Origin of the sequence: Paenibacillus sp. FSL K6-1566 (assembly GCF_038050475.1) — a bacterium.
GTDB classification, from domain to species: Bacteria; Bacillota; Bacilli; order Paenibacillales; family Paenibacillaceae; genus Paenibacillus_AQ; species Paenibacillus_AQ lactis.
In genome coordinates this window covers 5,622,367-5,636,973 of sequence record NZ_JBBOSR010000001.1, presented here as the reverse complement: position 1 = coordinate 5,636,973, position 14,607 = coordinate 5,622,367, and the positions used below count along the sequence as shown (strand labels likewise).

The window sequence follows — 14,607 nt, the reverse complement described above, 5'->3', positions numbered from 1 at the left end:
TTCTAACAAGAGATTCCTAGTATAAATCACATCGCGTGTGAGAATCAATGGTTAATTTTGTCGCCTGGAGTGTTGACCCGATTTCGTCCCGGCCATCCGCTTTAGGGGGCATGGACGGCATGACGCCCGCTTACGAGCGGGTACGCTTGGCCATTTGCTGCCACACCGTGCCGGCCGCTTCCTCGCCGGATTCGATCCGCTCCAGAGCCATGCGAGCCTGCAGGCTGACCTCGAATTCAGGGTCGTTCGCCGCCTCTTCGAGCGCCGAGCGCGCTTCTTCGGTTCCGACCTCATAGAGGAAGCGGGCGGCGCGCCAGCGTACGATCTTGCTGGTATCCTTCAGCGATTCGATCATAACCGGCGTAGCGGCAGCATCGCCGATATCGGACAGCGTATCGCCGGCTGTCCGGCGTACGGCCGGTGCGTCGTCACGCATCGCCTCGTACAGCAGCTCCATCGCATCAGGCGTGCGAATGTCGCCGAGATAAACGACGACAAGCCGCCGGATTTGCATCTTCGGATCCTGCAGCGCTTTGCGGAGCAGAGGGATATGCTTCTCGCTCGGCTCCAGCACCTCGAGTGCGGCATAGCGGACGCGCCAGTCATCATCCGAAAGGGCGGTCTCGATTTCTTCATCGCTCAGCTTGCGCCGCTGCTCCACGAATTCCTCGTCGTTGGCGCCGTGGGCAATCGCCTGCGCCACGACGCGATCCAGACGCTCCTGCGGAAACGCCGCTTCCAGCTCCTGCTCGACCTCGCGCGCGATATCGGCAAGCTCGCCGTAGCGGACGCCGTATTCCTTCAGCTTGCGCTCTTTAATGAGGGTAGCGGTCGCAACCTCGGTCACCGCTTTGGTGAACCGGTCGGACAAGGCGATTCTCTCCTCCTTGGCGCCGCTCTTTACGCGGATCTGCATCGGAATGCCGCGGAAATACTGCACGAACACCTGGGCTTCGCCGAAGGCGGCCTCTTGTTCGCCTTCATTCAGTCCTGCTGCCAGACCCTCCTGGCCGAATATCTCCTGAACGGCGCCCAGGATGGAAGGCCAGTCCGCATTGCCTTTGCGATCGAGCGCGATGAAGTCCGCTGTATGGAACACGCTTTTCACACCAGGAATGTGCAGCAGCTGGCGGATCCAGGATGGAGCAGATCTTTCGTTTTCAACCGTATATGTTTTGCGTATGCCCGGCTCCAGCGTTTCGTCCAAGTGAAGCTTCATGGAGTTCGGGCTTGGGGTCGGTTCGATGAATGTAATCTTCATAGTTCAAGTATCGCCTCCTTATGCTCCTATTGTACCTCAGTTCCCCGCGGGAAAAAACATCGCATCCCGGCCTGGCCACCGGCAAGAGCGAATTTTTGGATAAAAAGAGGAAAGGTTTGTCAAACTATCCTTGAGCAGGACTGATTGACCTGAAGGCGACTAGCCTGACAGGATACCTAATTCTGTGCTTCTTACGGAGGACTTACATAGAAGCTTATATAGAAGATTTAGAAGAGCGATTCCAAAGTGGAGGGAGAAGACCGGGCATGTACCGTAAGCAGGAGAGAACGCTGGCCCTGGTGTGCTGGATCGTTGCCGCGATTATGCTGTACGGTGCCGTGAAAGGGTATCTGCGTTTCATCCATTTTTTCGGCTGATGCGAAGGAGAGGATGCGTGTTAGGCGGTTGCTAAACCGGAGCGATCCCGGATAACTCCGAGACGCCTGAGCAACCCGAGCAGCTATTAATATGAAGGAGTGAGCCTTAATGTCTTCACTGGATCCGGTATTAATGAGCCGGATATTGACCGGTTTGACCCTGTTTGTTCATATCGTGTTGGCGACGATCGGGGTGGGCATCCCGATTATGCTGGCACTGGCCGAATGGAGGGGGATCCAGACGGGAGATGACCATTATACGCTGCTGGCGAGGCGGTGGGCGCGGGGATATGTCATCACGGTTGCGGTAGGGGTCGTGACAGGGACGGCGATCGGACTGCAGCTGAGCCTGCTGTGGCCGACCTTTATGCGCGTAGCCGGCAAGGCGATTGCACTGCCGTTGTTTATGGAGACCTTCGCTTTTTTCGTGGAGGCGATCTTTCTGGGCATTTATTTGTACACCTGGGACCGGTTCAAAAATAAATCGACGCATTTGCTGCTGCTCATTCCCGTAGCCATCGGCTCATCCGCTTCGGCTTTCTTCATTACCAGCATGAACGCCTTCATGAATCAGCCGCAAGGGTTTGAGCTGGTTGACGGCGTGTTCACGAACGTGAATCCGTTTGTCGCGATGTTCAATCCGGCAACGCCGACGAAGGTGAGCCATGTGCTGGCCTCCGCGTTTACGACGAGCGCAGGCGTGCTGGCAAGCATTGCGGCTTTTAGCCTTCTTAAGGGAAGCACGCATGTATATTTTAAAAAGGCGCTGAAGCTGACCGTCGTCTCCGCCTTCGTATTTGCAGTTGCCACGGTGGCCATCGGGGACTTCTCGGGCAAATTTTTGGCCAAATACCAGCCGGAGAAGCTGGCGGCGGCGGAGTGGCATTTCGAGACGATGACGAGGGCGCCGCTCATTTACGGCGGCATCCTCGATGAGAATCATGAGGTCAAATACGCTTTGAAAATACCGTACGCGCTCAGCATTTTGGCAGGCAACAACCCCGCAACGAAGGTCATCGGGCTGAACGAGTTCCCCGAGGATGAACGGCCGCCGCTCTCGGTCCATTATTACTTTGATCTCAAGGTGACGATCGGGGCGCTTCTCGTGCTGATTCCGCTGTTATATTTGTTTCGCCGCAAGCTTCCGGGCAAAAAGCCTTATCCAAAATGGCTGCTGCTCAGTATAGTGGCATTAGGGCCTTTAGCGATGTCGGCGATTTGGCTGGGGTGGTTTTTGGCGGAGATCGGAAGGCAGCCGTGGATCGTGCGCGGCTACATGAAGGTGGCGGACGCGGCGACAACCTCCACCAGCGTCGGCTGGATGCTGCTCCTGTTTATCGTATTGTATCTTGTGCTGTCGGTGTCTGCGATTCGCGTGCTCAGCCAGCTGTTCCGGAACAAGAGCGCCGAAGAGGAAATCCGGGCGCTGGGACTTGAAATCGAAGGAGAGGACCGCGCATGAGCTATGCAATGGTAGCCATTACGATATTATGGACATTTCTGTTCGGTTATTTGGTCGTTGCTTCGATTGATTTCGGCGCGGGCTTCTTCAGCTTTTACAGCGTGCTCACCGGACATCGGAACAAGATCCACAACATTATTCAGCGGTATTTGTCCCCCGTATGGGAAGTGACCAACGTCTTTCTGATCTTCTTCGTCGTCGGGCTGGTCGGCTTCTTCCCGGACGCGGCCTTCTATTACGGAACGGCGCTGCTCGTGCCCGGCAGTTTGGCGCTTGTCCTGCTTGCCATCCGCGGAGCGTATTACGCGTACCATACGTACGGGAGCCAGACCGAGACCCGGACCAATAAAGTCTATATGGCCCTGTACGGGGCGACAGGACTCCTCATTCCGGCTGCGCTGTCCACGATCCTCGCGATCTCCGAGGGGGGAATCATTGATAAGGATAACGGGAAGGTTGTGCTTCATTGGTACAGCTTCTTTACGAATCCGTACACCTGGTCCGTCATTATTTTGGCGCTGGTGAGCGTGCTGTATATCTCGGCGATGTTTCTGACCTACTATGCCCAGCGGGCAGGGGATGAGGTTGCCTTCGGGATCGTTCGGGGGTATGCGCTGGCATGGAGCGGGCCGACGATTCTCGCATCCTTATTCGCCTTCTTCCAGATCAACCATCAGAATCCGGTGCATTTTCAGAACATGCTGCATATGGCCTGGATGTTTATTGCTTCCTTCTTATGCTTCTGCATCGCCGTTTATCTCGTTTGGAAAAAAATCAAGCTGGGCCTGGCCTTTGTCATGGTGATGCTTCAATTTGCGTTTGCCTGGTATGGATACGGCAGGTCGCATTTGCCGTACATTCTATACGATTATATTCACGTCCATGAGAGCATCACCAACGATACGATGGCAGTCGCGCTCATCACCGCATTTGTGCTGGGGCTGTGCGTGCTGATCCCATCGCTGATCCTGCTGATGCGCCTGTTCCTGTTCGATGCGAATTACATTCGCGGCAAATCCGCGAAGAGAGGGTGAGACGATGGAGGATTTCGGTATCTTTGTCGCCCCGTTTCTGACCGTAGCGGCAGCCGTGGTGTTCCTGGCCGTCTATGTCGTCAAATATAAGGACCCTTCAGATTAATCAGGGGGAGTATTATTCGTGCCGTCGATTTGCTGATTCGCTGCATTTCATTTGCGTTATAAGAAACAACAAAGCGCAAAAGTTGAGCGGATAGGCCGGTACAGGGTACAATACTGGATATGGAAGGAGGAGGCTGCATGCCAAAAGTCCGCTATAACAATATCGATAATGTCAGCACGGACAAAACGTTAAAGCAGTTTAAGCAGTGGCGTGACGAGCGCCGTCAGAAGAAGAAGGACTATTCGTATGTCATTCCGAACCTGACGCCGGATTTGCCGTATTTGCACAGCAACCGGCACGAAACCTCCGTTACATGGGTCGGGCATGCGACCTTTTTCATTCAATATGAAGGTATGAATATCGTTACCGATCCGGTATGGGCGCGGAGAATGGGATTTACAAAAAGGCTCGGTGAGCCCGGAATTCCGATTCAAGACATTCCGCCGGTCGACGTCATTCTGATCTCGCATTCGCATTACGATCATATGCATTTTGCGTCCATTCGGAAATTGTACCGGTCCGAGACAACGATTATCGTCCCGGTCGGACTGCGGCGCAAGATGGTCAGAAAGGGCTTTCGCCGCGTGATCGAGCTGCAATGGTGGGAATCGGCCACGATCGGCAGCGTGAAAATATCGTTTGTCCCGACCCAGCACTGGACGCGGCGCACGCCGTTCGACACCAATACGTCGCATTGGGGAGGCTATGTGCTGGAGCCGGCGCAGCAGGAAGGGCGGACGCAAGACGACGGCGCGGACCAGGACAGCTGCGACGTGGCACAGGGCGGGGAAGGAGCACGCCTGCTCCCGCCGAATCTGTATTTTGCCGGGGACAGCGGCTATTTTCAGGGCTTTAAACTCATTGGCGAACGGTTCAACATCCATATCGCCTTAATGCCGATCGGAGCGTATGAGCCGGAATGGTTCATGACCTCCCAGCATGTCAATCCGGAGGAAGCGCTGCAGGCGTTCCAGGACGTAAAGGCCGAGACGATGATCCCGATGCACTACGGAACCTTCAAGCTGGCCGATGATACGGCCAAGGAGGCGCTCGACCGCATGGAGGCGGAACGCCAGCGCCTTGGGATCGCAAAGGAACGCATCCGGGTATTGAAATACGGAGAGACGTTCAAGATCCAGCCGGAATGCCGGAATGCAGAGTCATAGTTCCCTGTCGATGATGCGGGGGGACGCGTGAATTGAATTGGACCTCTCACTATTCGCTGATTGTCAGAGCGGGTGGTGGGAGTTTTTTGTTTAAACTGTTTTTAATCCGCCGATACGCTTCGATAACTGCCGGACTTATGCTATAATGTGCTGTAACCACAGTGAAAAAGGATGGTAATGCGATAATGATCAGTACAAGCGGCGTAACGCTCCGCTATGGCAAACGAGCACTATTTGAAGATGTAAATATAAAATTCACGGCAGGCAACTGTTATGGCCTGATCGGCGCCAACGGGGCGGGCAAATCGACATTTCTGAAAATTTTGTCCGGCGAGATCGAACCGAACCAAGGCGAGGTTCATATGACCCCGAACGAACGCTTGGCCGTTCTGAAGCAGAACCATTATGAATATGACCAATATCCGGTTCTGGAGACCGTCATTATGGGACATGCGCGTCTGTACCAGATCATGAAGGAGAAGGATGCGCTGTATGCGAAGGCCGATTTTTCGGAAGAAGACGGTATGCGCGCAGGTGAGCTGGAAGGCGAATTCGCCGAATTGAACGGCTGGGACGCCGAGCCGGATGCGGCTGCACTCCTGATCGGTCTCGGCATTCCGCGCGAGCTGCATGACAAGAAGATGGCAGAGCTTTCCGGTAACGAGAAGGTGCGGGTTCTCCTCGCCCAGGCGTTGTTCGGACGTCCGCACAACCTGCTGCTTGACGAGCCTACCAACCACTTGGACCTCGAGTCGATTCAATGGCTGGAGAACTTCCTGATGGATTACGAAGGCACCGTTATCGTCGTATCCCATGACCGTCACTTCCTGAATAAGGTATGTACGCATATTGCGGATATCGATTTCGGCAAAATCCAGCTCTATGTCGGCAACTACGACTTCTGGTACGAGTCCAGCCAGCTGGCGCTCCAGCTGCAGCGTGAATCCAACAAGAAGAAGGAAGAGAAGATCAAGGAGCTTCAAGCCTTTATCCAGCGGTTCTCCGCCAACGCTTCGAAATCGAAGCAGGCGACGTCGCGGAAGAAGCAGCTGGAAAAAATCACGCTGGAGGATATCCGTCCTTCCAACCGGAAATATCCGTTCCTTAACTTCAAGCCGGAGCGCGAAGCAGGCAAGCAGCTGCTGACCGTTGACGGAATCACCAAGAGCGTCGAAGGCGAGAAGGTGCTGGATAATGTCAGCTTCGTGGTGAACAAAGGGGATAAAATCGCATTTGTCGGGCCGAACAGCTTGCCTAAGACGACGCTGTTCCAGGTCATCATGGGCGAGACTGAAGCCGAATCCGGCGAATACAGCTGGGGGGTTACGACAACCCAAGCCTATTTCCCGAAGGACAACTCGGCGTATTTCGACGGCGTGGATCTGAACTTGGTCGAGTGGCTGCGCCAGTATTCCAAAGACCAGGACGAGACATTCCTGCGCGGATTCCTCGGACGCATGCTCTTCTCCGGCGAAGAGGCTTTGAAGAAGGCCAGCGTATTGTCCGGGGGCGAGAAGGTCCGCTGCATGCTTGCCAAGATGATGCTGAACGGCGCGAACGTGCTTGTGTTCGATGAGCCGACGAACCACTTGGATTTGGAATCGATCACGGCCCTCAACAACGGGCTGATTGATTTCGACGGAACGATTCTGTTCACTTCGCATGACCATCAGTTCATTCAGACGATTGCGAACCGGATTATCGAGATTACGCCAAGCGGCATCATCGACCGCGTCATGAGCTATGACGAGTATCTGGAGAGCGAAGAGATCAAAGCTCTTCGTGAACGCATGTATGCTGTAGAAGCTACCTCGTAATAACGCCGCGCCGGGTCCTCCCGGCAAGGGAACGTGAGGTACGATTAAAAAATGCTGCATCTCTTCATGAAAGAGACGCAGCATTTTTTTTCGCGTTTTCGGATAGCAGCGATGGCAGGCTCTTTTAGGAGCCGCCGGTGCGGCGACGCTGATTGTTTGGTTTTTTGTTATTTTGGCTTTTCAGTTTAGGGGTTTGGCCAGGCTGGAACTGCCCCGGTTTGCCGGCAGCCGAGTTCTGCTGCTTCTTCTGCTCCAGCTTTTGACGGATGGCATCCGCCAAATTGATTTTTCGCGATTCCTGATTCTCGGGCATGGGATCACCCTCTCCTTCGTGGTTTAGCTGTTCTCATTTTATTCGTTTTTAAAACCCCCCGCAAGGGTAACAATAATTAATACTGTTTTTTACGAATGACCCGGGCTCGATGCGGTACATCCGGTGAAGGCGCTTATTAACATCGACGCGACAAGAATAGCCATAGCCGGTGTGAATATGGATAGGATCAAGAGGTTCGCTTCATGCTGCCTTGTTAAGCTGAGTTAAAGGAGAGACGCGCATCGTGGATGTCTATGAGAATATAAAAAAGGGGGAGCGCGGGGCATGGGTCAGCATCGGGGCATACCTGGCGCTCTCGGCATTTAAAGTTGTAGGCGGCAGCGTATTTGCCTCCAGCGCTTTGCTTGCCGACGGCTTTAACAATATGACGGACATTGTAGCTTCGGCAGCCGTATTAATCGGCCTGCGCATCTCCCGAAAGCCGCCCGATTCCGACCATGCTTACGGGCATTTAAGAGCCGAAACGGTCGCTGCACTGATCGCATCATTTATCATGGCGTTTGTCGGAATTCAGGTGCTGGTTGAGGCGGGGCGGTCTTTTTTTGAAGGGGTCAAGCAAATCCCGAATGTATGGTCTGCGGGCGTGGCTTGCATTTCCGCGATCGTGATGCTGGGTGTGTACCGGTATAACCGGAATCTCGCCCGGCGCATAAACAATCAGGCCTTAATGGCTGCGGCCAAGGATAATTTATCGGATGCATTGGTCAGCGTGGGGGCGGCGGTAGGCATCATCGGCTCACAGTTCGGTCTCCCTTGGCTTGACACGGCCGCTGCAATTGCGGTAGGTTTGCTCATATGCCGGACAGCCTGGGGGATATTTAAAGAGTCGACCCACAATTTGACCGATGGCTTCGACGAAAGCCGCCTGTCCGATCTGCGGGCTACGATTGCTAGCACCCCCGGCGTGGAAGGGATCAAGGATATGAAGGCGAGAATCCATGGCAACCGGGTCCTGGTGGATATCGTTATTGAGGTAGATCCTCATATCAGCGTTCTCGAGGGGCATCGGATCAGCGACCGGATCGAGGAAAGAATGGAGAAAGTCCATGACATCATGAGCGTGCACATCCATGTGGAGCCCAAGGGAACTGGATGACCGTGTCCTGAAGCGAATCATAAGCATAAAACGCAAAGAAACCGTTCTGTTATGTAATGCGGGTAAAGGACCCAGCCATTGACGAATGAACGGTTTCTTTTATGCGCTTAATACTTTATTGCTTAGCAAGCAAAAACAGACTTACTAAAAATTATGTGTTTAATAGAGCAGCTCAGCGGCTTTAGATTAATCGACGTAAATCCAAGCGGTACCGAGCCAGGTATAAATTTCAACCCATTCTCCACCGCGAGCGTCTTCAAAGCGATTGCCGGTTGTATCGACTTTTTGCGGTGCCAAAGCGCCGACTTTTTTGCCGTTAGGCGCGTTATAGAAGTAGGTAACCTTGGTCAGCTCATGCATTGGCGTTGGGTTCAGGACCACTTCGTCAGGCTTAATGATCGGCTCTTCCGTATTGTTGTACGTTGCGTTTGTAACCGTTCCGGTGATCGGATCTGCGCTGGCAACGGCTGTAAGGGACAGGGCCAGAGCAAGTGCTGCGGTAATGCCTAAAGTTTTTTTCATCAATAAACTTCCTCCTTGGGACCGTAGAATGATTTGACAAAAACGTAATACCACAATCTGGATAACTTGAATCACTAAATTGTGGATCTTTTCGCTCAAAAAGTGACAAGCCTGTCTTCTTCATATATACTTTGAGACGAAAGAAGCCTATTATACAGCGATATTTTTACTTCGTAAAGGGGGGACTGCGATGGCGCGCCGAAAAAAAAGAGCCGGTCGATTTTTCCTGGTCATCCTGATCCTTTTGCTTGTCGTAGCCGGTGCTGCCGTCTGGTTTGTATATCCTACCCAGACTCTTGATTTAAAGTACCGCACCGTAGATTTCAAGGAAAAGCTGATGACGATGGTTTCGGACCGGGACACCCGCATGAAGCTGAGTATTGAGGAAGTATCGCAGCTTAGCAAAAAGAATTTGGTCAAATATATGAATACCCATGACTTGGGCGTTGAAATTACAGGGGCCGATTTTCAAATGAACGGCACCGTGATGACAGCACAAATGAACGGCCGGTATGGCGTGCTGCCCTTTGGTGCTGTTTTGAAATTTCAAATGTCGGCAAGAGGAAGCCATCTCATCCTGAATCACCAATCCACGACAATCCGGGGCGTCGAGGTGCCTCAAAAGGTGTTCATGCTGGAACCGATTGAAATCTCGATCAAGGATTATCTGCCGGATTTGGTAACCGTTAAGGATGTTAAGTTTTTATCTGACGGACTGGAGCTGAATTTTTCGCTCGATTGGATGTCCATACCGTCGCTGTTTAAGTAAGCGGATAGGCGAAAGACCCAGAAATCGAATCCATATTCGATTCTTCTGGGTCTTTTTTGATGTCAGGAATTTTTCAGAAAAACCAAGAAAATTTAATATGTAAAGATTGACACGAGTATTTTCGCCTACTATAATCATTAATTGTTTAACAAAAAATCTTTTAGTACTAAAGTATTTAGAGAGCCGTGTTTCGAGAGACCCCGGGCTCTAAATCAATCGGTGCTGGATGGTAAAGGAGCGGGCGGGACGATGCCGATTCGGAATGAAATCCTGGAGTTGGAGATGTTATTCAAGAAGATGCTTCGGACGATTCAGAATGAATGGCAGAAGGAAGGCTTCCCTAAACTAGGCAGGACGCAATATACGGCTTTGGAAAAACTTCATGAGCAGGGCCCCCTTCGGTTGTCGGATTTGGCCGATTCGATTCATGTTACTTGCGGGGCCGTGACCGGTATCTCGGACAAATTGATTGATGGCGGATTTGCCCGCCGTGTTCGGGATCAGGTGGATCGCAGAGTCGTGCATCTTGAAATTACCGAGCAGGGCAGTGAGCTGATTACCCAGCTATCCAAGAAGCGGAATGAATTGAGCGAGATGTTGTACGGTTTTTTGACGGATGAAGAAATTAAGCAGCTCGGCTGCTTGTACCGAAAGATAACAGCGAACATTGAGCATATCCAAGGTAAGCTGTCCACATAGAAAAATCCGTAGTTGTGCAAACTTACTTAAGAAAGAGAGTGAAGCGATGATGAGTACCCATACTGCGGTTCGCCCCGGCGAACCTGTTAAGAAAGGGCCAATTATAGCAGCCCTGATGATCGGCGCTTTCGTCGCCATCCTGAATCAGACCCTGATGAACGTTGCTCTGCCCAGCATCATGGAGAATCTGGCCATTAAGCCGACGGTTGCCCAGTGGCTGACAACCGGCTTTATGCTCGTAAACGGCGTTCTTATTCCTGTAACGGCTTATTTGATCGCGCGTTTTTCGACGAGGCAATTATTTATAAGCGCGATGCTTCTGTTTACGATTGGGACATTGGTCTGTGCTATCAGTCCGAATTTCGCATCCCTGTTGACCGGACGTCTTGTCCAGGCTGCAGGTGCAGGCATTCTTATGCCGCTGATGACAGTTGTGTTCCTGAACATCTTCCCGGTGGAGAACCGGGGCAAAGCGATGGGCATGATGGGTATCGCGATGATCTTTGCGCCTGCAATCGGTCCGACGCTCTCCGGCTACATCGTGGAGCATTACGATTGGCGCGTTCTGTTCTATATGATCCTTCCGTTCTCGGTGATCGCTACGCTGATCGGTATTTTCTTCCTGAAAAATGTCACGGAAGTCAGCCGGCCAAAGCTGGATATGCTTGCCGTCATTCTGTCGACGCTCGGGTTCGGCGGCCTGTTGTACGGCTTCAGTGATGCTGGCAATGACGGATGGTCAAGCACGCCGGTCATTTCGACGCTTGCCGTCGGTACGGTTGCGCTAATCCTGTTCGTGTGGCGCGAGCTTAAGGTCAAGGATCCGATGCTCGAGTTCCGAATCTTCAGATACAATATGTTCACGCTGACCACTCTCATTAACGTCATTGTTACGATGGCCATGTACGCCGGTATGATTCTGCTGCCGATTTATTTGCAGCAAATCCGCGGCTTCACTCCGGTTGAATCCGGATTGCTCATGCTTCCGGGAGCGATCCTGATGGGCATTATGTCCCCGATTACCGGCGCGATCTTCGACCGGGTCGGAGCGAAGTGGCTTGCCGTAATCGGCCTTGCCATCACGGTCATAACGACTTGGGAGTTCAGCAATCTAAGCGAAACGATGTCCTACGGTATGATCATGATCATCTATACGGCCCGTATGTTCGGCATGTCGATGCTGATGATGCCAATCCAGACCGCCGGACTGAACCAGCTGCCACGCAGCCTGAACGCGCACGGAACGGCCATGTCCAACACGCTCCGTATGATTTCCGGCTCGATCGGTACAGCCATTCTCGTAACGGTCATGTCTACGCAAGCTCAAAGCCATGGCGAGGCTTTGATGAAGACCGGTACGTTCGATCCGAATAACCAGGCGGATCTTCTTCGCCTGAGCCATGAGTCTACGATATATGGCATTAACTACGCCTTCGTCATTGCGACTTGGATCGCTGTCGCCTCGCTTATTCTGGCCTTCTTCATTAAGAAGACGAAGCCGGCGAAAGAGCCTGCCCCTTCGGGAACCAAGGAAGCGGCAACGACGGTGTAATGGAACATTACCAGATAACGAACTAAAAACGGGTGTCCCCCCTGCAGCATGGCCGCAGGGGGGACACCCGTTTCTTTTTGTGCAGAGGAGGAGGTTGCCGTTCCTCTTTATGTCTAAGCTGTAAGCAAAGAGCTTCTGATATCACTACATGCTTCGTCTGCGTCCGGTAAATAGAGTAATGATAAACAGGACGACGAAGATGAAGAACAGCACCTTCGCGATGCTGGCGGCAGCTTCTACGATGCCGAAGAAGCCGAAGATTCCTGCGATCAGCGCAATAATCAGAAAGATTACGGACCATTTCAACAAAAGGATTCACCCTGCTTTCTGAATTGATTTTTGGAACAGTTTGAAGCAGTCGGATATGGTTCCTTTAGGGTGCCGGCAAGCCGAATATCCGGACCGGCTGGAATCTGACGTGGATCGTCTCTATGCGGCACCCCGCCTTCGTAGTGTTCTTTAACCGCGGCGATCCGAGCTGAAACAAGGCTGCTTGGCCGTATCCCGTGAATAAAGGTGCAGCTGGCCGGAGCTTGTTTCGCGGGCTGAGGGATAGGGTAACTATTGCGTAACCAAAACCAACATACGGGAAGGAGAGGTCGTACATCATGCTAACCCAAATCAGTGTTGCGATCATTGCTGTTGCTTTCGCGGTCCTGGTCGTTTATCTGATCAAGACGTTGAAGGCAGCGACCCAATCGCTCGAAAAAGTAACCCAAACCCTTCAGGAGGTTCGAACCACGATTGACGAATTGAGCTATGAAGTTAAACAGACGATCCGCAACACCAATGATATAACGGTCGATGTTCAGCACAAAATGAAGCAGATCGACCCGGTCATGGACACCGTTCGTAATCTGGGAGAAGCGCTGAGCGAGGTAACCTATGCGGTTAAACAGATATCCGCCGGCATGGTCAGCCGTTTCAAGCAGGCCCGGCTTGAGAAGAAGCAGCCGGTGGAAGCCGAGCAGCCGAAACATCTGCCTCTGACGGCCGAAGAACGTACGTTGCAATCCTATGACGCGGTATACCATCAGCAGGAGCAAAGCAAGCCGTCAAAGAGCCGGAATTGGCTCGCTTACGTAGATACTGCGATCGGGCTGTGGAACAGCTTCCGCCGCCAAAAAGCAAGATAAGCTGACGCTGATGTCAGGATGCCATTTTTACGTAAGCAGTTAAGCGGAAGAAAGGAGGAGGTCGCATGTGGAAGGTCATCGTCTTAGCAGCGGGACTTTTGATGTACTTGGGGGGTGAAGCGGGGAATCCTGCGAACACGGCAGGCATGTCCCCGGGGATCGTTCATGCCGCAGAAGCCGGGCAAGCACACAGCAGCGACAACTCTCCGCAGAGCTACGGATCGTTAAACGGCATAACCTTGACGGATCGCAAGCAGGACGTTATACGCAAGCTGGGAATGCCAGACCAGGTCAAGCGTGATGCTATAAGCGGAGTGACAGAGTTTCATTATAAAGATATGGAAGTCGGGATTCGACGTGGCTTGACCGAGTATGTTCATGTGAAGCCATCGGCCAAAAGCTTCCGGGTTGAGGACCGGTCGGTTGGAATGACTTCGGCACAGATCCGGACGGCGCTGGGCAAGCCGTACTTTAAAGCGGAGGACGGCGATGTATATTTGAACAACGGCCGTGCGCTGAAGGTATTTAAGAATCGTGAAACCGGACAAATAACCGGCGTTGATTTATTTTTCGATTATCTGGAGTAAAAGGTGTTTCAAAGCAGAGCGTTATGGTTAATAACCATTGGACTATAACCTATTATATCGAGTAAATCATCAAATAGGGGAGGTTTTCGTTATGGCATCAACAAATACGAAGTCTTATGCGAAAGTGGTGGAGAACGGGACGCTGGCCGTTCAGGAGGTTCAAAATCTGAGGCAGTCCGGTTATGATAACGACCGCATATATGTACTGGCTCATGATGCGAATCATACGGACCGGATTGCTGACGTATCGGATGCCAGCACGGTAGGTTTGAAGGAGGAAGGGGTAATCGATGCGGTGGCGAATTTCTTCCGCTCGCGCGGCGATGAACTGCGTGCCAAAATCGTATCCCTAGGATTTACGGAGGCGGAGGCGGCTTTCTATGAGAAGCAACTGGATCTTGGCAAAGTGCTTGTTGTTGCCAAAAGAGACGATTGACCTAAGCAGAAGCGGTGTCTGTGTTGATATTGAGGGAAGGCACAAGTATAGCGGGTCAAAGCATAGATAAGGAATGGGACTTTGAGAGGTCTCATTCCTTATCTGTGTTTTGCAAGAATACGTTATGGCCATCCGCTAGACGATGGAAATATCATGGAGAAGAGCCTTTTTCTTAGATGAGAGATTAGGATTATTCGTATAGTATACTAGTAGGAAAAATAGATTTCTTTCGTATCAGAGAGCGTTGAAGGAG

At 52.2% G+C, this 14,607-nt stretch carries 16 protein-coding genes; 12 read left to right on the top strand and 4 right to left on the bottom strand.

Translation table 11 applies throughout. The features are described 5' to 3' along the window. Positions 1 to 130: 130 nt before the first annotated feature. The gene (locus tag NST08_RS25345; protein ID WP_028405763.1) at positions 131 to 1,261 is read right to left on the bottom strand and encodes a virulence factor; all 1,131 of its coding nucleotides are present in this window, start codon (positions 1,259 to 1,261) and stop codon (positions 131 to 133) included. A 486-nt stretch (positions 1,262 to 1,747) separates the two neighbouring features. Here NST08_RS25345 and NST08_RS25340 point away from each other — a divergent pair, with 486 nt between their 5' ends. The 5 genes from NST08_RS25340 (at position 1,748) to NST08_RS25325 (ending at position 7,223) form a co-directional block, all read left to right on the top strand. Next, positions 1,748 to 3,100 carry a cytochrome ubiquinol oxidase subunit I gene (locus tag NST08_RS25340; protein ID WP_341034921.1) on the top strand — a complete coding sequence of 451 codons (1,353 nt, stop codon included), beginning with the start codon at positions 1,748 to 1,750 and terminating at the stop codon, positions 3,098 to 3,100. After that, entirely contained in the window at positions 3,097 to 4,134 is a 1,038-nt protein-coding gene (locus NST08_RS25335; protein WP_007131692.1) for a cytochrome d ubiquinol oxidase subunit II, read from the top strand. The genes NST08_RS25340 and NST08_RS25335 overlap by 4 nt, the downstream gene beginning before the upstream one ends. 4 nt (positions 4,135 to 4,138) lie before the next feature. Next, positions 4,139 to 4,240 carry a cytochrome bd oxidase small subunit CydS gene (cydS, locus tag NST08_RS29985; RefSeq protein WP_007131691.1) on the top strand — a complete coding sequence of 34 codons (102 nt, stop codon included), beginning with the start codon at positions 4,139 to 4,141 and terminating at the stop codon, positions 4,238 to 4,240. Between the two features lie 137 nt (positions 4,241 to 4,377). Continuing rightward, on the top strand, positions 4,378 to 5,406 hold the full coding sequence (locus NST08_RS25330; RefSeq protein WP_007131690.1) for an MBL fold metallo-hydrolase: 1,029 nt from the start codon (positions 4,378 to 4,380) through the stop codon (positions 5,404 to 5,406). Between the two features lie 185 nt (positions 5,407 to 5,591). After that, on the top strand, positions 5,592 to 7,223 hold the full coding sequence (locus tag NST08_RS25325) for an ABC-F family ATP-binding cassette domain-containing protein (RefSeq protein WP_007131689.1): 1,632 nt from the start codon (positions 5,592 to 5,594) through the stop codon (positions 7,221 to 7,223). A gap of 124 nt (positions 7,224 to 7,347) precedes the next feature. Here the strand turns inward: NST08_RS25325 and NST08_RS25320 are convergent, their stop codons facing one another. After that, the gene (locus NST08_RS25320) at positions 7,348 to 7,536 is read right to left on the bottom strand and encodes a hypothetical protein (RefSeq protein WP_007131688.1); all 189 of its coding nucleotides are present in this window, start codon (positions 7,534 to 7,536) and stop codon (positions 7,348 to 7,350) included. Between the two features lie 241 nt (positions 7,537 to 7,777). On the opposite strand from NST08_RS25320, the gene NST08_RS25315 reads away from it, so the two are divergent. After that, positions 7,778 to 8,653, top strand: a complete 876-nt coding sequence (locus tag NST08_RS25315) for a cation diffusion facilitator family transporter (protein WP_040739873.1) — start codon at positions 7,778 to 7,780, stop codon at positions 8,651 to 8,653. A 186-nt stretch (positions 8,654 to 8,839) separates the two neighbouring features. Here the strand turns inward: NST08_RS25315 and NST08_RS25310 are convergent, their stop codons facing one another. After that, complete coding sequence (locus tag NST08_RS25310; RefSeq protein ID WP_028405767.1) at positions 8,840 to 9,175, bottom strand: hypothetical protein; 336 nt, start codon at positions 9,173 to 9,175, stop codon at positions 8,840 to 8,842. 190 nt (positions 9,176 to 9,365) lie between these two features. Between NST08_RS25310 and NST08_RS25305 the strand changes: the two genes are divergently transcribed. From NST08_RS25305 to NST08_RS25295, 3 genes are all read left to right on the top strand, one after another. After that, positions 9,366 to 9,944, top strand: a complete 579-nt coding sequence (locus tag NST08_RS25305) for a hypothetical protein (RefSeq protein WP_144870055.1) — start codon at positions 9,366 to 9,368, stop codon at positions 9,942 to 9,944. Between the two features lie 249 nt (positions 9,945 to 10,193). Beyond that, positions 10,194 to 10,643 (top strand): MarR family winged helix-turn-helix transcriptional regulator, encoded by a 450-nt coding sequence (locus NST08_RS25300; protein WP_007131684.1) that lies wholly within the window; start codon positions 10,194 to 10,196, stop codon positions 10,641 to 10,643. 49 nt (positions 10,644 to 10,692) lie between these two features. After that, positions 10,693 to 12,195, top strand: a complete 1,503-nt coding sequence (locus NST08_RS25295; protein ID WP_144870100.1) for a DHA2 family efflux MFS transporter permease subunit — start codon at positions 10,693 to 10,695, stop codon at positions 12,193 to 12,195. Between the two features lie 144 nt (positions 12,196 to 12,339). On the opposite strand, the gene NST08_RS25290 is transcribed toward NST08_RS25295, so the two are convergent. Next, complete coding sequence (locus NST08_RS25290) at positions 12,340 to 12,504, bottom strand: DUF1328 domain-containing protein (protein ID WP_007131682.1); 165 nt, start codon at positions 12,502 to 12,504, stop codon at positions 12,340 to 12,342. Positions 12,505 to 12,803: 299 nt separating this feature from the next. Between NST08_RS25290 and NST08_RS25285 the strand changes: the two genes are divergently transcribed. The 3 genes from NST08_RS25285 to NST08_RS25275 all read left to right on the top strand — a co-directional run bounded on the left by NST08_RS25285 (position 12,804) and on the right by NST08_RS25275 (position 14,354). Further along, a complete protein-coding gene (locus NST08_RS25285; RefSeq protein WP_007131681.1) occupies positions 12,804 to 13,331 on the top strand; it encodes a DUF948 domain-containing protein in 528 nt (175 codons plus the stop codon). Positions 13,332 to 13,396: 65 nt separating this feature from the next. Further along, entirely contained in the window at positions 13,397 to 13,918 is a 522-nt protein-coding gene (locus NST08_RS25280) for a hypothetical protein (RefSeq protein ID WP_144870059.1), read from the top strand. Between the two features lie 91 nt (positions 13,919 to 14,009). After that, entirely contained in the window at positions 14,010 to 14,354 is a 345-nt protein-coding gene (locus NST08_RS25275; protein WP_007131679.1) for a general stress protein, read from the top strand. Positions 14,355 to 14,607 lie beyond the last annotated feature (253 nt).